The organism is Streptomyces sp. NPDC047049 (assembly GCF_040643995.1).
Taxonomy (GTDB): domain Bacteria; phylum Actinomycetota; class Actinomycetes; order Streptomycetales; family Streptomycetaceae; genus Streptomyces; species Streptomyces mooreae.
Genome location: NZ_JBEYVM010000030.1, coordinates 1 through 22,719 on the forward strand (window position 1 = coordinate 1; position 22,719 = coordinate 22,719).

The 22,719-nt window shown below is 72.0% G+C and carries 25 protein-coding genes and 2 pseudogenes; 15 read left to right on the forward strand and 12 right to left on the reverse strand.

Features of this window, described 5'->3' with window-relative positions; translation table 11 throughout:
- Positions 1-425 precede the first annotated feature (425 nt).
- From ABZ851_RS35540 to ABZ851_RS35550, 3 genes are all read left to right on the forward strand, one after another.
- A complete protein-coding gene (locus tag ABZ851_RS35540; RefSeq protein WP_088797072.1) occupies positions 426-2,024 on the forward strand; it encodes an ABC-F family ATP-binding cassette domain-containing protein in 1,599 nt (532 codons plus the stop codon).
- A 335-nt stretch (positions 2,025-2,359) separates the two neighbouring features.
- Positions 2,360-2,581, forward strand: coding sequence for a helix-turn-helix domain-containing protein (locus ABZ851_RS35545; RefSeq protein WP_006606369.1), 222 nt, complete (start codon positions 2,360-2,362; stop codon positions 2,579-2,581).
- A gap of 113 nt (positions 2,582-2,694) precedes the next feature.
- The gene (locus ABZ851_RS35550) at positions 2,695-3,474 is read left to right on the forward strand and encodes an enoyl-CoA hydratase/isomerase family protein (protein ID WP_361136587.1); all 780 of its coding nucleotides are present in this window, start codon (positions 2,695-2,697) and stop codon (positions 3,472-3,474) included.
- Between the two features lie 52 nt (positions 3,475-3,526).
- Here the strand turns inward: ABZ851_RS35550 and ABZ851_RS35555 are convergent, their stop codons facing one another.
- Positions 3,527-4,249, reverse strand: coding sequence for a hypothetical protein (locus ABZ851_RS35555; RefSeq protein ID WP_361136589.1), 723 nt, complete (start codon positions 4,247-4,249; stop codon positions 3,527-3,529).
- Positions 4,250-4,501: 252 nt separating this feature from the next.
- Here ABZ851_RS35555 and ABZ851_RS35560 point away from each other — a divergent pair, with 252 nt between their 5' ends.
- Genes ABZ851_RS35560 through amaP form a run of 5 tightly spaced genes read left to right on the forward strand, consistent with a single transcriptional unit; the run spans position 4,502 to position 6,869 of the window.
- Positions 4,502-4,963, forward strand: coding sequence for an Asp23/Gls24 family envelope stress response protein (locus tag ABZ851_RS35560; protein WP_361136591.1), 462 nt, complete (start codon positions 4,502-4,504; stop codon positions 4,961-4,963).
- Between the two features lie 37 nt (positions 4,964-5,000).
- Positions 5,001-5,198 carry a hypothetical protein gene (locus ABZ851_RS35565; protein WP_088797070.1) on the forward strand — a complete coding sequence of 66 codons (198 nt, stop codon included), beginning with the start codon at positions 5,001-5,003 and terminating at the stop codon, positions 5,196-5,198.
- Between the two features lie 6 nt (positions 5,199-5,204).
- On the forward strand, positions 5,205-5,597 hold the full coding sequence (locus tag ABZ851_RS35570) for a hypothetical protein (protein WP_361136593.1): 393 nt from the start codon (positions 5,205-5,207) through the stop codon (positions 5,595-5,597).
- Positions 5,594-6,256, forward strand: a complete 663-nt coding sequence (locus tag ABZ851_RS35575) for a DUF6286 domain-containing protein (protein WP_361136595.1) — start codon at positions 5,594-5,596, stop codon at positions 6,254-6,256. The genes ABZ851_RS35570 and ABZ851_RS35575 overlap by 4 nt, the downstream gene beginning before the upstream one ends.
- A 7-nt stretch (positions 6,257-6,263) precedes the next feature.
- Positions 6,264-6,869, forward strand: coding sequence for an alkaline shock response membrane anchor protein AmaP (gene amaP, locus ABZ851_RS35580; protein ID WP_361136597.1), 606 nt, complete (start codon positions 6,264-6,266; stop codon positions 6,867-6,869).
- 57 nt (positions 6,870-6,926) lie between these two features.
- On the opposite strand, the gene ABZ851_RS35585 is transcribed toward amaP, so the two are convergent.
- From ABZ851_RS35585 to ABZ851_RS35610, 6 genes are all read right to left on the reverse strand, one after another.
- On the reverse strand, positions 6,927-7,682 hold the full coding sequence (locus tag ABZ851_RS35585) for an SDR family oxidoreductase (RefSeq protein ID WP_361136599.1): 756 nt from the start codon (positions 7,680-7,682) through the stop codon (positions 6,927-6,929).
- Positions 7,683-7,686: 4 nt separating this feature from the next.
- Positions 7,687-9,471 (reverse strand): glycoside hydrolase family 15 protein, encoded by a 1,785-nt coding sequence (locus tag ABZ851_RS35590; protein WP_361136601.1) that lies wholly within the window; start codon positions 9,469-9,471, stop codon positions 7,687-7,689.
- Between the two features lie 54 nt (positions 9,472-9,525).
- Positions 9,526-10,389: an SURF1 family protein gene (locus tag ABZ851_RS35595; protein WP_361136603.1), complete on the reverse strand. Its 864-nt coding sequence runs from the start codon at positions 10,387-10,389 to the stop codon at positions 9,526-9,528.
- 112 nt (positions 10,390-10,501) lie between these two features.
- Positions 10,502-10,735: a hypothetical protein gene (locus tag ABZ851_RS35600; RefSeq protein ID WP_030087516.1), complete on the reverse strand. Its 234-nt coding sequence runs from the start codon at positions 10,733-10,735 to the stop codon at positions 10,502-10,504.
- Between the two features lie 63 nt (positions 10,736-10,798).
- Positions 10,799-11,836: a DEDDh family exonuclease gene (locus tag ABZ851_RS35605; protein WP_361136605.1), complete on the reverse strand. Its 1,038-nt coding sequence runs from the start codon at positions 11,834-11,836 to the stop codon at positions 10,799-10,801.
- 201 nt (positions 11,837-12,037) lie between these two features.
- Positions 12,038-12,742 carry a peptidase E gene (locus tag ABZ851_RS35610; protein ID WP_361136607.1) on the reverse strand — a complete coding sequence of 235 codons (705 nt, stop codon included), beginning with the start codon at positions 12,740-12,742 and terminating at the stop codon, positions 12,038-12,040.
- Positions 12,743-12,874: 132 nt separating this feature from the next.
- On the opposite strand from ABZ851_RS35610, the gene ABZ851_RS35615 reads away from it, so the two are divergent.
- From ABZ851_RS35615 to ABZ851_RS35625, 3 genes and pseudogenes are all read left to right on the forward strand, one after another.
- Positions 12,875-13,786: a sterol desaturase family protein gene (locus ABZ851_RS35615; protein ID WP_361136609.1), complete on the forward strand. Its 912-nt coding sequence runs from the start codon at positions 12,875-12,877 to the stop codon at positions 13,784-13,786.
- On the forward strand, positions 13,783-14,499 hold the full coding sequence (locus ABZ851_RS35620; protein ID WP_361136611.1) for a lysoplasmalogenase: 717 nt from the start codon (positions 13,783-13,785) through the stop codon (positions 14,497-14,499). Before ABZ851_RS35615 ends, ABZ851_RS35620 begins: the two co-directional genes overlap by 4 nt.
- Before the next feature lie 34 nt (positions 14,500-14,533).
- Positions 14,534-15,665 (forward strand): annotated as a pseudogene (locus ABZ851_RS35625) (TIGR03086 family metal-binding protein); the annotation flags it as partial.
- Positions 15,666-15,834: 169 nt separating this feature from the next.
- Here the strand turns inward: ABZ851_RS35625 and ABZ851_RS35630 are convergent.
- Both ABZ851_RS35630 and ABZ851_RS35635 read right to left on the reverse strand, forming a co-directional pair.
- Positions 15,835-17,349: a S8 family serine peptidase gene (locus tag ABZ851_RS35630; RefSeq protein WP_361136613.1), complete on the reverse strand. Its 1,515-nt coding sequence runs from the start codon at positions 17,347-17,349 to the stop codon at positions 15,835-15,837.
- Positions 17,350-17,544: 195 nt separating this feature from the next.
- The gene (locus tag ABZ851_RS35635) at positions 17,545-17,742 is read right to left on the reverse strand and encodes a hypothetical protein (protein WP_361136615.1); all 198 of its coding nucleotides are present in this window, start codon (positions 17,740-17,742) and stop codon (positions 17,545-17,547) included.
- Positions 17,743-17,961: 219 nt separating this feature from the next.
- Here ABZ851_RS35635 and ABZ851_RS35640 point away from each other — a divergent pair, with 219 nt between their 5' ends.
- The 3 genes from ABZ851_RS35640 (at position 17,962) to moaA (ending at position 21,126) form a co-directional block, all read left to right on the forward strand.
- Positions 17,962-18,306, forward strand: a complete 345-nt coding sequence (locus tag ABZ851_RS35640; RefSeq protein ID WP_336054627.1) for a DUF485 domain-containing protein — start codon at positions 17,962-17,964, stop codon at positions 18,304-18,306.
- Positions 18,303-19,940: a cation acetate symporter gene (locus ABZ851_RS35645; protein WP_361136617.1), complete on the forward strand. Its 1,638-nt coding sequence runs from the start codon at positions 18,303-18,305 to the stop codon at positions 19,938-19,940. The genes ABZ851_RS35640 and ABZ851_RS35645 overlap by 4 nt, the downstream gene beginning before the upstream one ends.
- Before the next feature lie 196 nt (positions 19,941-20,136).
- Positions 20,137-21,126 (forward strand): GTP 3',8-cyclase MoaA, encoded by a 990-nt coding sequence (moaA, locus tag ABZ851_RS35650; RefSeq protein ID WP_088797057.1) that lies wholly within the window; start codon positions 20,137-20,139, stop codon positions 21,124-21,126.
- Positions 21,127-21,216: 90 nt separating this feature from the next.
- On the opposite strand, the gene ABZ851_RS35655 is transcribed toward moaA, so the two are convergent.
- Positions 21,217-21,462, reverse strand: a complete 246-nt coding sequence (locus ABZ851_RS35655) for a hypothetical protein (protein ID WP_361136620.1) — start codon at positions 21,460-21,462, stop codon at positions 21,217-21,219.
- A gap of 231 nt (positions 21,463-21,693) precedes the next feature.
- Positions 21,694-22,068, reverse strand: coding sequence for a DUF3099 domain-containing protein (locus tag ABZ851_RS35660; protein WP_336054630.1), 375 nt, complete (start codon positions 22,066-22,068; stop codon positions 21,694-21,696).
- Between the two features lie 242 nt (positions 22,069-22,310).
- Here ABZ851_RS35660 and ABZ851_RS35665 point away from each other — a divergent pair, with 242 nt between their 5' ends.
- Positions 22,311-22,586, forward strand: a complete 276-nt coding sequence (locus ABZ851_RS35665) for a GlsB/YeaQ/YmgE family stress response membrane protein (RefSeq protein ID WP_336054631.1) — start codon at positions 22,311-22,313, stop codon at positions 22,584-22,586.
- A 42-nt stretch (positions 22,587-22,628) separates the two neighbouring features.
- Here the strand turns inward: ABZ851_RS35665 and ABZ851_RS35670 are convergent.
- Positions 22,629-22,719: pseudogene (locus ABZ851_RS35670) on the reverse strand (cobaltochelatase subunit CobN); the annotation flags it as partial.

Here is a 22,719-nt window from a genome sequence, read left to right on the forward strand (position 1 = left end):
CCCCAACGGGAGGGGACGGGCCGGAGCGGGTGGGGTGCCGGACGTAAAGCGAAGCAGTCCGGCACCCCACCCGCGCAGGCCCGTCACCGCACCCCGACAGCCCCGCGCAGCGGCCCCGCCCGCCGCCAGGCGAAACGGCGGGAAAGCCAAAAACGGCGCAGGCAAAGCGCAGCGGACCCGCCCCGCGCAGCGGACCCGCCCGCCGCCAGGCGCAACGGCGGGAAAGCCAAAGACGGGGCAGGCAAAGCGCAGCGGAACGGCGGGAACCCCCACGTCGGGCCAGCCAGAAACGTGGGGAGGTAAACCATTTGCATGGGGCCGTTAGACTGCCTCCCATGGCAGTTCTCCCCCGGGTTCATTAGACGGCGCAGCCCGCTCTCGGACCGTCCGTCCAATCCGCCGTCTTCCTGCCCTGGAGTTTTTCCGTGATTACCGCCTCCGGCCTCGAGCTGCGCGCCGGCGCCCGCATCCTCATCGAGTCCGCTTCCTTCCGTATCGCCAAGGGCGACCGCATCGGCCTGGTGGGCCGTAACGGCGCCGGCAAGACGACCCTCACCAAGGTGCTGGCGGGCGAGGGCATCCCCGCCTCCGGTTCGGTCACCCGCGCCGGCGACGTCGGCTATCTGCCGCAGGACCCGCGCACCGGCGACCTGGACGTGCTGGCCCGCGACCGCATCCTGTCCGCCCGTGACCTCGACAGCGTGCTGCGCAAGATGCGCGAGAACGAGGACCGGATGGCCAACGGCAAGGGCGCCACCCGCGAAAAGGCGATGCGGAAGTACGAGCGCCTGGAGACCGAGTTCCTGACCAAGGGCGGGTACGCCGCCGAGGCGGAGGCCGCGACCATCGCCGCCAGCCTCGGTCTGCCCGACCGCATCCTCGGCCAGCCGCTGCACACCCTCTCCGGTGGTCAGCGCCGCCGCGTCGAGCTGGCCCGGATCCTGTTCTCGGACTCCGACACCCTGCTGCTCGACGAGCCCACCAACCACCTCGACGCCGACTCCATCGTCTGGCTGCGGGACTACCTCAAGACCTACCGCGGCGGCTTCATCGTGATCTCCCACGATGTCGACCTGGTCGAGACCGTGGTCAACAAGGTGTTCTACCTCGACGCCAACCGCTCGCAGATCGACATCTACAACATGGGCTGGAAGCTCTACCAGCAGCAGCGCGAGGCCGACGAGAAGCGCCGCAAGCGCGAGCGCGCGAACGCCGAGAAGAAGGCCGCGGCGCTCAACACCCAGGCCGACAAGATGCGGGCCAAGGCCACCAAGACCGTCGCCGCCCAGAACATGGCCAAGCGCGCCGACAAGCTGCTCGCCGGGCTGGAGCAGGTGCGCGCCGCCGACAAGGTCGCCAAGCTGCGCTTCCCGGACCCGGCGCCGTGCGGCAAGACCCCGCTCACCGCCGAGGGCCTGTCGAAGTCCTACGGCTCCCTGGAGATCTTCACCGATGTCAACCTGGCCATCGACAAGGGCTCCCGGGTCGTCATCCTCGGCCTGAACGGTGCCGGCAAGACCACCCTGCTGCGGCTGCTGGCCGGCGTCGAGACGCCGGACACCGGTGAGGTCCGCCCCGGGCACGGCCTCAAGCTCGGCTACTACGCCCAGGAGCACGAGACCCTGGACCCGGACCGCACGGTCCTGGAGAACATGCGCTCGGCCGCCCCGGACATGGACCTGGTCGCCATCCGCAAGACGCTGGGTTCCTTCCTCTTCTCCGGGGACGACGTCGACAAGCCCGCCGGGGTGCTCTCCGGCGGCGAGAAGACCCGGCTCGCCCTGGCGACGCTGGTCGTCTCCTCGGCCAATGTGCTGCTGCTCGACGAGCCCACCAACAACCTCGACCCGGCCAGCCGCGAGGAGATCCTCGGCGCGCTGCACACCTTCACGGGCGCGGTGGTCCTGGTGTCGCACGACGAGGGAGCGGTGGACGCGCTGGAGCCCGAGCGCATCATCCTGCTGCCCGACGGCGTCGAGGACCTGTGGGGCCAGGACTACGCGGACCTGGTCGCGCTGGCCTGATCACGGCGTATGGATCATGCCGTATGGATCATTCGGCCGATGTGTGATCCATCATCTGAGTGAGAACGGCTCGTACACCGGCGAGTCTGCGGCATCCGGCCGGGTCCTTGGGGCCCGGCCGTCCCCATTTCGTCGGCATACCGCCTGACCTGCCCCTTCTCGCGCGAAGCCGGGGACGGGCGGCCTTCCGCAGAGGCGGAATATGGCATTCCGGCCCGTGAGAGCGCCCGCTGGACGGCAAAGGATGTCGTACTGACCCTGCGGAATGGGTGGCCAGGAAGCCGGGGAGGGGTGATCATGAGAGTCCAGAGCGCACTTCCCACGAGGAGGCACGGGTGGCCGAGACTCTGAAGAAGGGCAGCCGGGTAACCGGCGCCGCGCGCGAGAAGCTCGCGGCAGACCTGAAGAAAAAGTACGACTCCGGTGCGAGCATCCGGGCGCTGGCCGAGGAAACCGGCCGCTCCTATGGATTCGTGCACCGGATGCTCAGCGAATCCGGTGTGGTCCTGCGCGGTCGAGGCGGAGCCACAAGGGGCAAGAAGGCCGCATCGGCCTGACGGCTGCGACTCCGGGTGCAGCGGTGTCCCCCCGGTCGACCAAGCAGTCGGCCGGGAGGTTACCGTTCAGTCACTTACGCACGCAGGTGCGGACGGCTGACTCGGAGGCGCTGATGACTCTGCTCGACAAGGACGGTGTGCGACTCACCGTTGACGGTGCGATCGCCACGGTGACCCTCGCCAACGCAGCGAAGCGCAATGCGCAGTCGCCGGCCATGTGGCGGGCGCTCGCCGAGGCGGGTTCCCTGCTGCCGGGAAACGTGCGGATCGCGGTGCTCCGTGGTGAGGGCCAGTCCTTCTCCGCGGGCCTCGACCGTCAGGCGTTCACGCCCGAAGGCTTCGACGGCGAGCCGTCGTTCATCGATCTGGCCCGCGGCACGGACAGCGAGCTGGACGCCACGATCGCCGAGTACCAGGAAGCGTTCACCTGGTGGCGGCGCAACGACCTGGTGTCCATCGCCGCCGTGCAGGGTCATGCCATCGGCGCGGGCTTCCAGCTCGCCCTGGCCTGCGATCTGCGGGTGGTCACGCCCGACGTCCAGTTCGCCATGCGCGAGACCAGCCTGGGCCTCGTACCGGACCTGACCGGTACCCACCCCCTGGTCGGACTGCTGGGCTACGCCCGTGCGCTGGAGATCTGCGCCACGGGCCGCTTCGTGCATGCCGAGGAGGCCGAGCGGATCGGCCTCGCCAACCTCGTGGTGCCCGCGGACGAACTCGATGCCACCGTGACCGACCTGGCCGCCGCGCTCACCGCCCCGCCGCGGGACGCCGTCATCGAGACCAAGGCCTTGCTGGCCGGCGCCGCGGGCCGTACGTACGAGGAGCAGCGCACCGCCGAACGGGCCGCCCAGGCACGCCGGCTGCGCGACCTCGCCGGCGTGGGGGAGTGACCCGCCGCTGCACTCCTTCAGCGACGGGCGTCCCTTCCGGCCGGGGCGTCCGTCAGCTCCGTTCGACGGCGGTGACCAGCACGGCAACCGTTGACGGCGCCGCCGGTGCGGCGGCCACCGCCCCCCGTACGGCACTGGAGACGTCCAGGGCCCGGTAGCCGGGCGCGGTCGCCAGCTGGATCAGCACATGGCCCTCGGCGTAGCGCACCGCACGGGACGCCCCGCCGAGCACCGGTGCCAGCCGGGCCACCCCCGGTACGCCCCGCGCGACGGCGGCGATCCCCTCCGGGTCCTCCTGTTTCGCACCGCTGCGCTCATCGGGTGCGGGCGGGGCAGGCGGTTCCTGGACACGGCCGGCGGGCGGCGACGGTGCCTCGCCCTCGTCCAGCAGCTCGCTGACCTGCAGATCCACCACACCCACCACCAGCCCCAGCTCCCGGACCGCGGCTTCCAGCAGCGCGGTGCGCACCTGGTCGGCGACGGTGGGCAGCGGCCGGCCGGCGACCGTGGCGAAATCCGCCTCGATCCGCAGCGGGCCGGGCGGCAGCGCGCTCGGCGGCGCCGGCACCGCGGGCCGGGGGGCCCGGTCGGGGTCGGCGACGGACAGCCGCAGCGAGCCGAGGTGCACCCCGGCCGGCGTCCCGGCGGCCGCTCGCAGCGCCCCGGCGGCCGCCTGTTCGGTGATCCATGCTCCGTCCGCGGGCCCGCCGAGCGGCAGCACCCGGCCGATCCCGAGCTGTACCCGCACCGCCTGCGCCCACTGGTTCGCGGCCACCGCGTCACCCCTTTCCCGGCGGTGTCCGGACCTGTTCCGGACACCTCCCGCACCACTCCACCAGCCTGCCGCAGACCCGCGCCCACGGCCCGTACGGCAGGGCGGCGTGCCGGGCGTCGCCGTGCGGAGCACTCCGCTGCCACGTCCCCGGAGCGGCCCGGGGGAGGTGGACCTACTGTGGGCAACGGAGCGGACGGACCGCTTCTCCCCGCGGAAGCGGACCGCTTCTCCTCGCGGAAAGGAACGACGGCGATGAGCGAGAGCCAGCAGCATGCGGAGGGGCCCCGGACTCCTGCCAAGCGGGGTGGCGGCGACCCCGCGACCCGTGGGCGGACCACCATCGCCGACGGGGTGGTCGAGAAGATCGCCGGTCTGGCGGCCCGGGACGTCCTCGGCGTGCATGCCATGGGCAGCGGCCTCGCCCGTACGCTCGGCGCGGTACGCGACCGGGTGCCCGGCGGCGGCAGGTCCGCGACCGCGACCCGCGGGGTCAAGGCCGAGGTCGGCGAGGTGCAGACCGCGCTGGACCTGGAGATCGTGGTCGACTACGGCGTCTCCATCGCCGATGTGGCGCGCTCCGTACGGGAGAACGTCATCTCCGCGGTGGAACGGATGACGGGCCTGGAGGTCGTCGAGGTCAATATCGCGGTCAGCGACGTGAAGCTGCCCGACGAGGAAGACGAAGAAGAGGGAGCGGAGCCGCGGCTCCAGTAGCCGCATCGGTCCGGAGGGGTAGCGAAGGAGCGCAACGATGAGCATGGCCGTGGTCGGCCTCTTGGCCGGTATGGCGCTGGGCTTCGCCGGATACTTCGGCGGCTTCGGCGCCTTTGTCCTGGTGGCGGCGCTGGGCGCCATCGGGTTTGTGGCCGGCAGACTCCTGGACGGGGATCTGGAAGCTGGCGATTTCTTCCGTCCGCGCCGCGGCGACCGCGACGAACGGCGGCGGTGAAGCCGGGTGGCGACGGTGTCCCCGGCCGCCGCTGCCGCCGGCGTGGCGGCCGGCGAGCGGGGCGCGACCAGCATCGCGGACCGGGTGGTGGCGAAGATCGCCGCACAGGCGGCCCGGGAGGCGCTGCGCCGGCAGTCCCCGCAGGCCCGCACGCAGGCGCATGCGACGGTGACCGTGCACCGGCGTGAGGACCGCAGGCACTTCGGCGAGGCGCGGGTGCGGATCGCCGTGGAGCTGGGCTACCCCTCCGACATCGGCGCCCAGTGCCGGGTGGTACGCCGTCACGTCACCGAGCGGGTCAAGGCGTTGGCGAGCATGGACGTGCCCGAGGTCGCCGTGGAGGTCGAGCGGCTGCATTCCCCGCTGGAGGAGCGTACGGGCCGAGGGAGGGTGCGATGAGCGACGACGCGGAGCAGCCGGACACCCGGCGGATGCCCACCCTCGACAAGACGCCCGACGCCACGGACGGCCGGAGCGATTCCGCCGCGGACCCGGCTGCGGCGGACGACGGCGGTGACCGCACCGGGCGCTTCTGGTCGGCCCGCCGGGTCCCGGCCGCGGTGGTCGCGCTGGTGCTGCTGGCCGCCGCCGGACTGCTGCTCTACGACGTGGTCGCGGTGCGCGCCCACCACCCCGCGATGGCCTGGCGCCGGTGGCTCGCCCGCGAACTGGCCACCCGTCACCTCGACAACACCTGGGTGCTGGCCGCCGCCGCGCTCGCGGTGGTGCTCGGCATCTGGCTGATCGTGCTGGCGCTCACCCCCGGACTGCGCCAGGTGCTGCCGATGCGGCCGACGGCGCAGGACCTGCGGGCCGGACTGGACCGGGCGGCGGCCGCGCTGGTGCTGCGCGACCGCGCCATGGAGGTGGCCGGCGTCCAGTCCGTACGGATGAAGGTCGGCCGCCGCAAGGCGAAGGCGCGCGCCGTCTCGCACTTCCGTGAGCTGGACGAGGTCCGCGCCGACCTCGACGTCGCGCTGGGCGAGGGCCTGCGGCAGCTGGGGCTGGCGCACCGGCTCGGCCTGACCGTGCACGTCCGGCGCCCGAAGAAGGGATGAGGCAGCGATGCGCAGGGTCGGCAGAACGATCAACCGGGTACTGCTCGGCGTGACCGGTGTGGTGCTGCTGGGCACCGGTGGCCTGGTGCTGTTCGGCGGCCTGGACCTGCCCGCGAGATGGCGGCTGCGGCTGCCCGCCCACTGGCCCTGGTCAAGCCCCGGCGACGTCCTGCTCTCCGCGCACCAGCGCACCCGCTGGAGTGGCCAGGGCTGGTTCTGGCCCGCCGTGATCGCCGCCCTGGCGGTCTTCGTGCTGCTGATGCTGTGGTGGCTGCTGTCCCAGCTGCGGCGGCACCGGCTGCACGACATCCTCGTCGACAGCGGCGACGGCGAGGGCGCCACCCTGCGTGCCCGGGCGCTGGAGGGCGTCCTCGCGGCCGAAACCGAGTCGCTGGAAGGCGTCGACCGGGCCGGGGTGCTGCTGACCGGCCGCCGGAGCGAACCGCGCATCCGGGCCCTGCTGTCCCTCGCCCCGCACGCCGACCCGGGCACCGTGGTCCGCCGCCTGGCGGACGAGGCGGTGACCCACGCCCGCCGCTCGGCCGGGCTCGACCGGCTGGCGGGGGATGTCCGGCTGCGCGCGGTCAAGCACCGGCCCGAGCGGGTCAGTTAGGGGGAGACACCCCCAGGGCCAAGACGATCGGTGAGGGCCGGGGGGGGGGACTCCCCGTCAGAAGCCGTGCCGGGCCCCGCCGTCCACCGGCACCATCACCCCGGTGACGTACGACGCGGCCGGGGAGAGCAGGAATGCCGCGGCCCGGCCGAACTCCTCCGGTGTGCCGTAGCGGCCCAGCGGGATCGCCGCGGAATTACGGGCGCGGGTGCCCTCCGGGTCGCCGGAGAGCGCGTCGAGCTGGGTCATCCGGTCGGTGGCGATCCGGCCGGGCAGGACGCCGAGGACCCGGATGCCGCGCGGGCCGAGCTCGACCGAGAGCGACTTGGCGAAGCCGGCGAGGCCGGGGCGGAGCCCGTTGGAGACGGTCAGCCCCGGGATCGGCTCATGTACCGAGCCGGACAGCACGAAGCCGATCACACCGCCCTCCGCCAGCTCGGCGGCGGCCGTGCGGGCCAGCCGTACCGCGCCCAGGAAGACCGACTCGAAGGCCTGCTGCCACTGCTCGTCGGTGTTGTCGAGGGCGCCGCCGGGCGGCGGGCCGCCCACGCTGATCAGCACGCCGTCCAAGCGGCCGAAGCGCTCCCGGGCCGCGGCCACCAGGCGGCCCGGGCCCTGGGGGTCGGCGTTGTCGGCCGCCACCCCCAGGGCCCGTTCGCCGAGCGTGGCCGCGGCCGCTGCCGCGCTCTCCTCGGTGCGTCCGGTGAGCACGACATTGGCGCCGTCGGCGACCAGTTCGCGGGCGGTGGCGAAACCGAGGCCGCGGGTCGCCCCGGTGACGAGGTACGTCCGGTCGGTGAGTCCAAGATCCATGGCCCTAGTCTGCCCCGGCCCCGTCCTGCAGCCCGAAGGCGGTCCCCACCAGCCCGATATGGCTGAACGCCTGCGGATAGTTGCCCAGCTGGCGGCCGGCCGCCGGGTCGTACTCCTCGGAGAGCAGCCCCACATCGTTGCGCAGGTCCAGCAGCCGCTCGAACATCTCCCGGGCCTCGTGCCGCCGTCCGCTCATCCGCAGTGCGTCGACGAGCCAGAACGAGCAGGCCAGGAAGGTGCCCTCGTCGCCGGGCAGCCCGTCGACCGAGCCGCCCTCGGTGCTGTAGCGGCGGATCAGACCCTCATGGCTCAGCTCCCGGCGCACCGTGTCGATGGTGCCGGCGACCCGCGGGTCGTTCCCGGGCAGAAAGCCGACCCGGGGGATCAGCAGGGTTGCCGCGTCCAGTTCCGCCGACCCGTAGAACTGGGTGAAGGTGCCGCGTTCGGCGTCATAGCCCCGCTCGCACACCTCCCGGTGCACCTCGTCGCGCATCGCCCGCCAGCGGTCGACGTCCCCGCCCAGCTTCGGATTGGCCTCCAGCGCCCACACCACCCGGTCGGCCGCCACCCAGGCCATGACCTTGGAGTGCACGAAGTGCCGGCGCGGCCCGCGGATCTCCCACAGCCCCTCGTCGGGGTCGCGCCAGGTGGACTCCAGATAGTCGACCAGCGCGCGCTGGATGCTCCAGGCGTGCGGCTCCGAGGGCAGCCCGGCCGTGCGCGCGATGTGGAAGGAGTCGAGCACTTCGCCGTAGACGTCGAGCTGACGCTGTTCGACGGCGGCGTTGCCGATGCGTACGGGCACGGAGCCGGCGTATCCGGACAGCCACGGCAGCTCGGCCTCCGGCAGCCGCCGCTCACCCGCCAGCCCGTACATGATCTGCAGGTCGTCGGGGGCACCGGCCACCGCCCGCAGCAGCCAGTCCCGCCAGGCACCGGCCTCCTCCAGGTATCCGGCGGAGAGCAGCGAGTTCAGGGTGAGGCTGGCGTCGCGCAGCCAGCAGTAGCGGTAGTCCCAGTTGCGTACCCCGCCCAGCTCCTCGGGCAGCGAGGTGGTGGGGGCGGCGACGATGCCGCCGGTGGGCGCGTAGGTGAGCGCCTTGAGGGTGATCAGCGAGCGCATCACGGCCTCGCGGTAGGGCCCGTGGTAGCGGCAGCGCCCGGCCCAGGTGTGCCAGTCGTCCAGGGTGTCCTGAAGCGCCTCGAACGGGTCGATCTGGACCGGCCGGGGTTCGTGGGAGGGGTGCCAGGTCAGCACGAACGCGGCGCGTTCGCCCGCGGCGACGGTGAAGTCCGAGCGGGTGCTGAAGTCCTTGCCGTAGGTGGTGCTCCGGTCCGGGGTGCGCAGCCATACCGAGTCCGGCCCGGCGACCGCGACCCGGCAGCCCTCGGTGGCCCGCACCCAGGGCACCGCCCGGCCGTAGTCGAACCGCAGCCGCAGCACCCCCCGCATCTCGACGCTGCCGCTCAGGCCCTCGACGATCCGTACGACATCGGGCTGGCGGTCGCGCTGCGGCATGAAGTCGATGACCCGGACGCTGCCCGTGGGGGTCTCCCACACCGTGTCGAGGATCAGCGAGTCACCGCGGTAGGAGCGCACCGCGCGGGCCTCGGGGGAGCGGGGGGACAGCCGCCAGTGGCCGTTGTCCTTGTGGCCCAGGAGCGCGGCGAAGCAGGCCCCGGAGTCGAAGCGGGGCAGGCACAGCCAGTCGATGGAGCCGTCGCGGCCGACGAGGGCGGCGGTCTGCAGATCGCCGATGAGCGCATAGTCCTCGATATGTGGGGGCACTCAGCGGTTTTTCCCGCACGGCGCGGGCGCCACGCGCTGTAGCGGCTGTACGGGCTACGACGTGGCCGGCACCGACGCCGTGTCGTCGGCCTCCGCAGCCTCGGGAGTATCGGCAGCCTCAGTCTCCGGGTCCGGTCCGGCCGCGGCTGCTTCCTTCTCCTTGGCGGCGGCCTCCACCCGGTCGCGGTGTTCCCGGCGGACCAGGATCACCCAGCCGACCGGCACCGCCGCCGCGAACAGCCACCACTGGACCGCATACGCCATGTGCGGCCCGATGGAGTCGTGGTCCGGCTCGGGGACCAGCTCCGGCTTGCCGCCGGGCGGCTTCGGCCCGGTCTGCTCGATATAGCCGCCGAGCAGCGGCCGGCCGACCCGCTTCGCCTGCTCCTTGCTGTTGATCAGCATGATCTGGCGGGCGGGCAGGCCCTTGGTGTCCTTGATACCGCTGACCGCGGTGGTCTCGTCGGCCATCATCCGGCCGGTCACGGTGACCTTGCCCTGAGGGGCGGCCGGGACGTCCGGGAACTTGGTGAGGTCGTTGCCCGCCGAGATCCAGCCGCGGTTGACCAGCACGGCCCGGCCGTCGCCGAGGACCAGTGGGGTCAGGACGTAGTAGCCGATGCTCTGCTCGTCGGCGGCGGTGCGCTGACGGACCACGACCTCGTGCGCCGTGTCGAAGGTGCCGGTGGCGGTGACCGTGTGCCACATGTCGTGGTGGGGCAGGTTCCGGCCGGGTGCGGTCAGCTCGGTGACCGGCACCGGCCTGGCGGCCAGGCTGCTCGCGATCAGCTGGTTCTGCGCCACCTTGTGTTCATGGCGGTGGAGCTGCCAGAAGCCCAGCTTGATCATGACGGGGATCAGCACGAGACCCACGAGGGTGAGGATCACCCACTGCCGGGACAACAGGAAGCGGTACACGGCTTCGACGGTACCCGGGCCTCCACCGCACCCGAGCCGGGGGTCCCCGGTAGCGGCCGGGGGAGGGGCCGGACGGGCGGCCACCCGGTCCGGACCGGGCGGGCCCGCCGGCTCAGACCCGGTCGACGATGCCCACCCTCCCGTCCGACCGGGCGCAGTGCGCACCGCAGTACCACTGTCCGTCGGCTTCCACGCCCTGGCCGATGATCTGGCACCGGCAGTGCTCACAGATCGGCGCCATGCGGTGGATGGCGCAGGCGAAACAGTCGAAGACGTGCACCGCGCCCTGCGCGTGCACCTCGAATGTCATGCCGTATTCGTTTCCGCAGACCTCACAACGTGCCATGCGCCACAGGGTGCGGGCGGCGCCCCCGCGGGGCGAGGTGCCGACGGGTGTGTTGGAGGGGCTTCACCCGGACGCAGGCGCCGCTGACGCCGGCTCGACATCCTGCAGCAGCTGCATGAAGGCCGCCTCATCGATCACGACCGTGCCGTACGAGGCGGCCTTGGCCGTCTTGGAGGTCCGGGCGTCGGGGTCGTTGGTCACCAGCAGGCTGGTCAGCCGGGACAGGCTCGTGGCGACATGGAGCCCGGCCTCGATGGCCCGGTCCTCCAGCAGCTCGCGGTCCACGGAGGTGTCGCCGGAGAAGGCGACCCGCATCCCCTGGACGAGCCGGCCACCCGCCTCGTAGCGCCCCGGGTTGGGGTACGGGCACGCCGGGCGCTTACGGGAGGGCCGCCAGGACGTGGGGCGGTAGGACGGTGCCGAGGCGTGCTGCCGGGGCGCGGGGGTGTCCGACCACTCCGTCAGCGGCTGGCAGCTCATCAGCGGCAGCCGCAGATTCTCCTGTGCGGCCCGCCGCAAACCGGGACGGAACGACTCGGCCAGCACCCGGGCGTCGTCCAGCGCATGGTGGGCGCGCTCCTGCACCACGCCGTAATGCGCGGCGAGGGATTCCAGCTTGTGATTGGGCAGTGGGAGCCGCAGCTCCTTGGCCAGGGCGATGGTGCACAGCCGCTGCCGGACCGGTGCCGTCGCCGCGGCGCGCGCGTACTCACGGGCGATCATCGACCAGTCGAACATCGCGTTGTGCGCGACCAGTACCCGGTCCGCCAGGCGCCGGGACAGCTCCGGGACGATCTCCGGGAAGAGCGGGGCATCGGCCAGCACGGCGCTGGTCAGACCGTGGATCCAGACCGGCCCCGGGTCCCGCTGCGGGTTGACGAGGGTGTACCAGTGGTCCTGGACCTCGCCCTGTGCGTCGAGTTGGTACACCGCGGCGGAGATGATCCGGTCGTCTCTGGCCAGGCCCGTGGTCTCGACGTCGACCACCGCGTACCCCTGGGGGTATGCGGACGGCCAGGGAGCCGGCGGCGTCTGCGGGCCCGGCTGCTGCCCGATCTTCGGCGCGATCGGGTCGGCTGCTGCCATACGGTCTTCGAGCATGGTCACTGAGGATACGGGCCACCACTGACAGCCACCGAACCGGCGTGGGGCGCGCGGGGGCAGTCGCACGCCCCGCGCCGGTTCGGTGGCCGGCACCACGGCGGACAGCGGGGAGGCCGACGACGCCCCTCTTTCCGTGACCGGCAGCGAAGTTGACGGCGGGCCGGAAGCCGGTCGCCGAAGCCGCGGGGGAGGCGCCCCTTACGTCCCCAGTTGCCGCGCCGGCTGCGCCTCCTCCGCCACCGAGCCGTCCCCGTCGACGCTCACCCGGCGGAGCGTGGCGCCCGGTCTGCGGGTGACGACCTCCATGAGACGGCCGTCGGTGAACACCCCGGCGGCGCCGTCGTCGACCGCCCAACCCCCGGGCAGCACACGGTCGTTGACGGCCGCGAGATAGCCGGGCCTGCGCTCCGGTTCGCTGTCGTAGTGCGGGCACAGGCTGCCCGGCAGCAGTCCCAGCCCGTCGGCCAGCGGCACGGGCGGGCCGAAGGAGTCGGAGAACGCGCTCTCGAACCAGCAGCACGCTCCGGCGCTGATGCCGCACAGCACCACCCCTGCCGCGTACGCCTCGCGCAGGACCGCGTCCAGGCCGTGCACCCGCCAGACGGCAAGCATGTTGGCGGTGTTGCCGCCGCCGACGTAGACGATGTCCTGGGCGAGGACGAAGGACCGCAGATCGGTCACGGTGCGCCGGAACAGCTCCAGATGGCTCGGCTCGCACCCGCGCCCGGCGAACGCCGCGTGGAACTTCTCGGTATACGCCGGTGCGTCACCGCTCGCGGTCGGCAGGAAGCAGACCTTCGGCCGGGCCCGGCCGGCCCTCTCCAGGACGAAGTCGTCCAGCAGGGTGTCGGGGTCGTCGGAGAAGCCGCCGCCGAGCAGGACGATCGTGGGTGTGCGGGTCATGGGACCTCGATTCCGGACGTCGTGGGGACCTGCCGCCGGGCCGTCGTCGCGGCGCAGCTGACGGCACGTCTTACATACTTCTCAGTAACAACCCCTAGCGGCACCGCCGTCCACGCCTTTATGGTGCGGGACATGCCGCACCTGCCCGATGTCCTGTTGTGGTCCATACCGGCCTTCGTCCTGCTCGCCGTGATCGAGATGGTGAGCTACCGCCTCCATCCCGACGAGGAGGCGGCCGGCTACGAGGCCAAGGACGCCGCCACCAGCGTCGGCATGGGCCTGGGCAGCCTGGTTTTCGACGCGCTGTGGAAGATCCCCATCGTGGCGGTCTACGCCGCCGTCTACGAGCTCACCCCGCTGCGGATCCCCGTACTGTGGTGGACGCTGCCCCTGATGCAGCTCGCTCAGGACTTCTTCTACTACTGGTCGCACCGTGGCCACCACGTCATCCGCGTCCTGTGGGCCTGCCACGTGGTGCACCACTCCAGCGAGAAGTTCAACCTCACCACCGCCCTGCGCCAGCCCTGGACGACCTGGACCGTCTGGCCCTTCTACGTGCCGATGATCGCGCTCGGCGTCCATCCGGCCGTGATCGCCTTCACCTCCGGCGCCAACCTCGTCTACCAGTTCTGGGTGCACACCGAGCGGATCGACAAACTGCCCCGGCCCTTCGAGTTCGTGCTCAACACCCCCTCCCACCACCGGGTCCACCACGCTTCGCAGGGCGGCTACCTGGACCGTAACTTCGGCGGGATCCTGATCATCTGGGACCGGATGTTCGGCTCGTTCGTGGCCGAAACCGAGCGGCCGGTCTTCGGACTCACCAAAAACATCAAGACCTTCAACCCGCTGCGGGTGGCCACCCATGAGTACGCCGCCATCGCGCGCGACCTACGGGCCGCGGACAGCTGGCGCGAGCGCGCCGGGCGGGTGTTCCGCGGACCGGGCTGGCAGCCGGCCGGGCAGGCCGCCGCGGGGCAGGCCCCGACGGCCGGCCGGCCGGAGGCCGAGGCGCGCCCCTCCGTCGGAGAGCCGGCCGCATGAGGGCACGGTGGCCGCGGGCCGTCCGGCCCCTGCTGTGGGTCTTCGCCGCACTGGCCCTCGTGCACCTGGGCGCGCTGCTCGGCGGCGTCCCGGCCGTCGGGCAGCTCACCAAGCCCGCGCTGATGCCGGTGCTCGCCGCCTACGTGCTGGCGCGCGGCGGTCCCCCGCTGCTCGCCGGTGCGCTGCTGTGCGGCTGCGGCGGGGACACCTTCCTCCAGATCGGCGGGGACGTCGCCTTCCTGGTGGGGATGGGCTCGTTCGCCGCCGGACACGTCTGCTACCTGCTGCTGTTCGCCCGGCACGGGGCGGCGCCGGAGGCCGGACGGCGGGGGCGGACGGCCGGCGCCGGCGCTGCGTACGCCGTGCTGCTCGTTGGCACGGTGGTGCTCCTGTGGCCGGACCTCCCGGCCGACCTGCGGATCCCGGTCGCCGGCTACAGCCTGCTGCTCACCGCGATGGCGTTCGGCGCGCTCCGGGCGGGCCTGCCGGCCGCCGCCGGCGGACTGCTCTTCCTCCTCTCCGACACCCTGATCGCCAGCGGCATCGCCCACTGGCCGCAGCTGCCCGCCCCGCAGTTCTGCATCATGTTCACCTACCTCGCGGCCCAGTACGCGCTGGCCGGCGGGGTGCTGCGGGCGGCCGGCACCGCTGCCCGGCCCGCACCGGGGGCCGGTGCGGCGCGGGCCGAGGTGGCCGGCGGCACCGCCGCTTGAGTCTCCCCCCGTGGGAGACCCGACAGTGGACGGCATGTACGAGGACGGCACGGGCCTGCTCACCATCGGCGCGCTGGCGCGCCTGACCGGCGTTCCGGTCAAGACCATCAGGAGTTGGTCGGACCAGGACCTGCTGCCGCCCGCCGCCCGCACCCCCGCGGGCTACCGGCTGTACGGCGCGGACGCCCCGGCCCGCCTGGAGATCGTGCGCAGCCTGCGCGACCTGGGCGCAGCAGCAAGCCGCGCAGCAGCAAGCCGCAATGCGCGTCGCGGAGCTGATGCGGCTGCGCGGAGAGGAGGCCGTCACGGCCGGCATCGCCCCCGACTCCCCGGCCGCGGAGCCCTTCCTCGCCGAGCTGATCGCCGCCTGGCTCCCCACCCAGGCCGGCACCCCCGACCTGCCCGACGGGGACGGTCCGCAGGCCCGCGGCCGGCTGCTGGAGCAACTGGAGACCGCCGCCGAGCCGGCCGTCGAGCGCTACTGGCAGCTGCTGTGCACCGTCACCGGCCGGCCCGCCCCGCCCCGCTGGGACCTCGCCGGCACCTGGACCGCGGCCGCGCTGCGCGCCCACCTCCAGCCGTACGAGCTGGACCGGTCCGCCTTCGACGGCACCGGCCCGGACCGGGTGATGCACGCCTACGAGCAGGTGATCCGGGACGTGTCCGCGCTGGTCGCCGCCGTACGGCCCGAGGACCTGGACCTGCCGACACCGTGCGCGGGGTGGCGCGTACGGCAGTTGCTCGACCACATGGTGTGGGAGAACCTGATGGCCGCCTCGATCGCCGAGGACGCCCCGCGCACCGACCACACCGCCGACCACCTCGGCGACGATCACCGCGCCGCCTTCGAGGGCTCGGCGCGTGCCGCCCTCGCCGCCTTCACCCACAGCGGGATGCTCCGGCGCACCTACGGTCCCTACGAGGCACCCGGCGCGATGCTCGTCCAGCAGGTGGTGGTCGAACTCCTCGCTCACGGGTGGGACTTGGCGCGGGCAACGGGGGCGCCGACCGGGCTGGCACCCGCGGTCGCCGAGGAGACCCTGGCGGCGGCCCGCCGGATCTACGGGGCCGCGCCGCGCACCGAGGGCGGCTCGTTCGCCCCCGAGCGCCCCGCCCCGCCCGGCGCGCACGCCACGGACCGGCTGGCGGCCTTCCTCGGCCGCGACCCGGCTTTCCCGGGCCGTGACCCGGTCCTCCTGGGCCGTGACCCGGTCCTCCCCGGCCGCGACCCGGGCTGACCGGCCCGCCCCGGGCCGCCCGCACCACCCGCACGGCAAAGGGCCGGGTGGCACACCACCCGGCCCTCCCCCGCAACGTCCCGGAAACGTCCGGGAGTTACTTCTTCACCGCGTCCAGCGCATCGACGATGCCGTAGCCGAAGTGGCTGTTGACATGCTTGGTGCCGGTGCAGGTCGCGTCACCCGTGGCGCAGCCGGGGTTGTCCGCCTGCTCCTTGAGGAGCCACTGGACCTCCTGCGGGCTGGACTTCGGGTGGGTGCTCTTGAGCAGCGCCGCGACGCCCGCGACGTGCGGGGTCGCCATGGACGTGCCGGCCAGGTAGGCCCAGTCACCGCCCGGCATGGTGGAGAGGATGTTGCCGTTCTTGGCGGGCAGTTCGGGCACCTGCCGCGAGTCGCCGCCCGGTGCGGACACATCGATCTGGCCGAGGCCGTAGTTCGAGTAGTACGACTTGAGCTTGTTGACGCCCGCTGCCGCGACCGTCACCGTGCCCGGCAGCTGGGTGGGAACGTCCCAGCAGGTCTTCGGGTTGATGGTGCGCTCGACCGGGGTGGAGTCGTTCGGGCTGGAGGCGTCGGGCAGCTGGGGAGCCGCCAGGTTGAGGCCGGAGTTGCCCGCCGCGGCGATGTTGAGCACGCCCTTGCGCTGGGCGTAGCTCGCCGCACGGCCGACCGCGTCGATGATGGCGGCCTGGTCCGCGTCGTCCTTGCAGTTGAACATCCACGGGTCGACGTAGTAGCTGTTGTTGGTGACCTCGACGCCGTGGTCCGCCGCGAAGACGAAGGCGCACACCACGCTCTCGGCGTAGAAGAGGCTCGTCTCCGGCTCGCTGACCTTGAGGGCGGAGATCTTCACGCCCGGCGCGACACCCGCCACGCCGACACCGTTGCGGGCCGCGGCGATCGTGCCCGCGACATGGGTTCCGTGGTAGTCCTCGTCCGGGTTCCAGGGACGCCAGGCGCCCTTGGACGTGTCGGCCACGCCGCCCACGCAGTTGGCGGACTGCTTCGCGGAGAAGTTGGCCTTCAGGTCGGGGTGGGTGTCGTCCACACCGGTGTCGATGACGCCGACGGTGACGTCCCTGCTGCCCGGGTTCACCTGCGCGGCCTGGTCGGCCTTGATGGCGGGCAGGTCCCACTGCAGCGGTTCGAGCGGTTCCTCGCCGTTCGCCTTCGCCGCCTTGCCGGCCGCCGCCAGCTGGGACTTCGGCAGGTCGATCTTCTGCGGCTTGCCGATGTCGGTGGTGCCCTGCGCCTTCAGCGGCGCGGTGCGGGTCGCGCCCGCCGACTGCACACCGGGCACCGTGCGCAGGGTGGTGGCGAACTGGGGGTTGGCCGAGTGGACGACGATCACGCCTATCCGTTCATGGGCGATGACCACCTTCCCGCCGGCCTTGGCTATCGCCTTCTCCACCTTGCCGACCACGGTATGGCCGGGCGTGGTGTTCACGACGTACGACAGCAGCGGGCCGTCGGCCGGGGCCGCTGCGGCCGGGGCGGAGTCCTGGGACGCGGCGGTGGCCGTGTTCGGGAGGAAACCGAGGGACGCGGTCAGAGCCAGTCCGAGCGGTACGGCCAGCGCCCGCATGCGTCTGGATCGGGGATGTGCCATGGATACTCCACATCATCCGTGAGACCGCCCGTGCGCGGGTTGCGCACGGGCGGTTGCAATGAGAAGTGAAGTTATCGGCCACCACTCGTGTGCAGCAATGGACTTCGGAGAAAAAACGGGGAGAAAACCCGCCAGCAGTGTGAAATTGATAGCGCGTCAGCCGATGTCGGCCGCCTTGGACGCCTTCCGGCCCGGTCAGCCGTCGCGTCGCAGGGTGGTGATGCTCAGCGGGGGCAGCGCGATCCGCGGTCCGTACCAGCGGCGCGCGACGACGGCCGTCCCCGGCCGTGGTTCCGAGGGGGCGAGGGGGAGCGGCGCCGGCAGCCGGATGCTGCCGTAGGGGCGCCGGCGGGGAACGGGGGGCTGCGGGGCCTGCTGTGGCGGCGGATTCACACCGGGCTCAACGAAGCGCCCCGCGCGCGGTGGCGGCCCGGCGCGGGCATTCCCCCGGTTTCTTCTGGGATTCAACCAACGAACCCCTGTCGTATCGTCTGATGCGCCTCTACGATGCGTGATCCAGATCACTTACGTGAGCTTTACCGTCGGCCGGGCTCCTCCCGGGCCGGTCCGCCGGGCCGGCCCGGGGGCCGCCCCTTCGCGTCAGGAGATTCCGTGAGCGCCGCACCGACCCTCGACCCGGGGACGCATGAGCCGCCCGACTACATCCAGGTGCAGTCGAGTGCGGAATTCGCCGAACTCCGCCGCGCACACCGCTCGTTCGCCTTCCCGCTGACCGTCGCCTTCATCCTCTGGTACCTCGGTTACGTGCTGCTGTCGAGCTACGCCGGCGGCTTCATGGGCACCAAGGTCCTCGGCCATATCAATGTGGCCTTCGTCCTCGGCGTCGCCCAGTTCGTCACGACCTTCCTGATCGCCTGGTGGTACTCCCGGCACGCCGCCACCCAGCTCGACCCCAAGGCCGAGGCCATCAAGTCCCGTCTGGAAGGTGACGCATGAGCCCGCTGCACCGTCCCCTCGCGCTCGACCTCGCGGCCGGCGGCGCGGGCGAGCACCGCGCCCTGATCGTCACCCTCTTCGCGGTCTTCGTCGCCGCGACCCTCGGCCTCACCGTCTGGGCGGGCCGGCAGACGAAGGGCGCGGAGGACTTCTACGCCGGCGGGCGGCAGTTCAGCGGCTTCCAGAACGGCCTGGCCATCTCCGGCGACTACATGTCCGCCGCGTCCTTCCTGGGCATCGCCGGCGCCATCGCCCTCTTCGGCTACGACGGCTTCCTCTACTCCATCGGCTTCCTCGTCGCCTGGCTCGTCGCGCTCCTCCTGGTCGCCGAACCGCTGCGCAACTCCGGCCGCTTCACCATGGGCGACGTGCTCGCCTACCGGATGCGCCAGCGCCCGGTCCGCACCGCCGCCGGCACCTCCACCATCATCGTCTCGATCTTCTACCTGCTCGCCCAGATGGCGGGGGCGGGCGCCCTGGTCACCCTGCTCCTGGGCATCACCAGCGAGGCGGGCAAGATCCTGGTCGTCGTCCTCGTCGGCGTGGTGATGATCCTCTACGTCACCATCGGCGGGATGAAGGGCACCACCTGGGTCCAGATGGTCAAGGCGGTCCTGCTGATCGCCGGCACCCTGCTGATCACCTTCCTGGTGGCGCTCAAATTCCACTTCAACCTCTCCGACCTGCTGGGCGCGGCCGCCGAGAACAGCGGCAAGGGAGCCGCCTTCCTGGAGCCCGGCCTCAAGTACGGCGCCACCGCCACCTCGAAGATCGACTTCATCTCGCTGGGCCTCGCCCTCGTCCTGGGCACCGCGGGCCTGCCGCACATCCTCATCCGCTTCTACACCGTCCCCACCGCCAAGGCCGCCCGGAAGTCCGTGAACTGGGCGATCGGCATCATCGGCGTCTTCTACCTGATGACCATCGCGCTGGGCTTCGGCGCCGCGGCCCTGATCAAGCCCGGGACGATCACCGCGTCCAACAAGGCGGGCAACACCGCGGCCCCGCTGCTCGCCCAGGAGATCGGCGGCGGCGCGGGCTCCACCGGGGGCGCGATCCTGCTCGCCGTCATCTCCGCGGTCGCCTTCGCGACCATCCTCGCGGTGGTCGCCGGCCTCACCCTCGCCTCGTCCTCGTCCTTCGCGCACGACCTCTACGTCAACGTCCTGCGCAAGGGCAAGGCCACCGAGAAGGAAGAGGTCGGCGCGGCCCGCTGGGCGACCGTCGGCATCGGCGGTGTCGCCATCGTCCTGGGGGTCTTCGCCCGCGGCCTGAACGTCGCCGGCCTGGTGGCGCTCGCCTTCGCGGTCGCCGCCTCCGCCAACCTTCCGACCCTCCTGTACAGCCTGTTCTGGAAGCGCTTCACCACCCGGGGCGCCCTGTGGTCCATCTACGGAGGCCTGGTCTCCTCCGTCCTCCTGGTCCTCTTCTCCCCGGTCGTCTCCGGCAAGGAGACCTCGATGTTCCCCGGCGTCGACTTCGCCGTCTTCCCCCTGGAGAACCCGGGTCTGATCTCCATCCCGCTGGGCTTCCTGCTCGGCTGGCTCGGGTCCCTGCTGTCCAAGGAGGAACCGGACGTGAAGAAGTACGCCGAACTGGAGGTCCGCTCGCTCACCGGCACCGGAGCGCACTGAGGCGGCCCGGCCGGCGGCCCGGCTGAGCCGTCCCTCCGGGTCCCGGGCAAGGTGGCGTCGTAGATCCCTACGACGCCACCCCGCCCACCTCGTGCTTCTCCTCCCTCCTCGCTGTCACACCCATCGCGTAGGCTCGAAGACGTACTGATCCACCGGAGGAGAGGTACCGAGCCGACACTCTTGGGGAGGGGGCCCAGTGCTCATCGACACCTACGGTCGTGTGGCCACCGACCTGCGCGTTTCACTCACCGACCGGTGCAATCTGCGGTGTACGTACTGCATGCCGGAAGAGGGGCTGCAGTGGCTGGCCAAGCCCGACCTGCTCACCGACGACGAAATCGTCCGGCTGATCGGCATCGCCGTGCGGGACCTGGGCATCGAAGAGGTCCGCTTCACCGGCGGTGAACCGCTGCTCCGCCCCGGCCTGCCCGGCATCGTCGAGCGGGTCGCCGCCCTCGCCCCGCGCCCCCAGATGTCGCTGACCACCAACGGCATCGGCCTGCAGCGCACCGCCGCCGCACTCCGCGACGCCGGTCTGGACCGCGTCAACGTCTCCCTCGACACCCTGCGGCCGGACGTCTTCCAGGCCATGACCCGCCGCAAGCGGCACGACGACGTCCTGCGCGGTCTGGAGGCGGCCCGCGCGGCCGGCCTGACCCCCGTCAAGGTCAACACCGTCCTGATGCCGGGGCTCAACGACGACGAGGCCCCCGACCTGCTGGCCTGGGCCCTCGCCCATGACTACGAGCTCCGCTTCATCGAGCAGATGCCGCTGGACGCCCAGCACGGCTGGAAGCGAGACGGCATGATCACCGCGGGCGACATCCTCACCTCGCTGCGCACCCGCTTCACGCTCACCCCCGAGGGCGAGGACGAGCGGGGCTCCGCGCCCGCCGAACGCTGGATCGTCGACGGCGGGCCGCACCGCGTCGGTGTGATCGCCTCCGTCACCCGTCCGTTCTGCCGGGCCTGCGACCGTACGCGACTGACCGCCGACGGCCAGATCCGTACCTGCCTCTTCGCCACCGAGGAGACGGATCTGCGTACCGCCCTGCGCTCCGGTGCCCCGGATGACGAGATCGCCCGCATATGGCAGCGCGCGATGTGGGGCAAGAAGGCGGGCTCCGGCCTGGACGACCCCTCGTTCCTGCAGCCGGAGCGCCCGATGTCCTCGATCGGCGGCTGAGACGGGTCGGCGTGCGCGGCCTGAGTCAATGACCGGCGTCAGCGATGCGAGTCAGCGGCCGGCGCCGGTGGCTGACGTCCGTGACCGGCCTCAGTGACCGGCGGCCGACGCCTCCCACTCCTCCAGCGTCACGACGTCCTTGAGGAAACCGCGCACGCCGAGGAACTTCGACAGATGCTCCCGGTGCTCCTCGCAGGCCAGCCAGGTCTTGCGCCGGTCCGGGGTGTGCAGCTTCGGGTTGTTCCAGGCCAGCACCCACACGGCGGCGGCGCGGCAGCCCTTCGCGGAACAGATGACGGTGTCCTCGGCGGGGTCCTGGGGATTCGGGGAGTTCACGGCCTCAACCCTACGTCCTGCGCTCACGGCCCCGGGCCCGGCTACCGCACCCCGCGGACCTGCGGACATGACGACGCCGGGCAGCCACGGGGGGAGCCGCCCGGCGTCGGTCCGTCGCTCCGACGGGGGATGCGGAGCGCGTACGCAGTATGTCACGGGGGAGGGTGCCTGGTGCACCGGAACTCCATGATTGATCTGAGCTTTTCTTGAGCTTTGCAGACCGGCCGATGATCAGCTGGGATCGTGTGGTGAGGCGGAGGAGCCCGCCGCCGGCCGCTCCGGAACGGATTCCGCGGGAGCATCGCCGGCTCCCGGCGTCAGCATCGGCCGGGTCGGGCCCGCGACAAAGGTCTTCGGGAGCGAAGGGGCGTTCTCCCGGCCCGCGTTGGCGATCACCACCGCGATGTAGGGCAGCGCCAGACCGAGCACCAGCGTCGCGATGGCGATGGGCCGTTCGACGTTCCACAGCACGACGGTGAGCACGACGGCCACCGTCCGCACCGCCATCGAGATCACATACCGCCGCTGCCGTCCGCGCACATCCTCGGACAGGCCCTGCCGTGCCCCGGTGATCCGGAAGGCCTGGCCGCTGCTCTGCTTCCGCATCACGTTCCACCGCCTGCTCAGTCGTGCCGGATTCTCCCCGGTATCCGGTCGGTTTCCACGGTACGCCGCGGCCGCGGCGCCTTCGAGACCGGGTCATGCCCCGTTCCGGCGGGTCTGTCATCGCCATCAGGGGGTACCGCCCCCCAGTGAGTACGGCGGGTTCCCGGCGTGCGCCGCAGCCGGTGCGGGGCGACACTTACGGGGCGAGTGTCCATCTGCACCGTGCCGCAGAAGGAGTCGACATGACGTGGTTGTGGGCCATCATCGTGGGCCTGGTGCTCGGCCTGATCGCGAAGGCCATTATCCCCGGCAAGCAGCAGATCCCGCTGTGGCTGACGGTGATCTTCGGCATGCTGGGCAGCGTCCTCGGCAACTGGGCCGCCACCGGCCTGGGGGTCAACGAGACCAACGGCATCGACTGGATCCGGCACCTGCTGCAACTGGCCGGCGCGGTCATCATCGTCGCCATCGGCGACCGTCTCTGGGTCTCCATGCGGGGCCGCAAGAGACATGCCTAGGGGCGTCTCCCCCTGAACGCGGAGGACACGGGCGGCCGGTGCGCACACGAAGTTGGACTCCGCGGGCTCGTCCAGACCGGCGACCAGCCGTACGGCGTCGTCGAGCAGGCCGATGACGTGCGGGAACGCATCG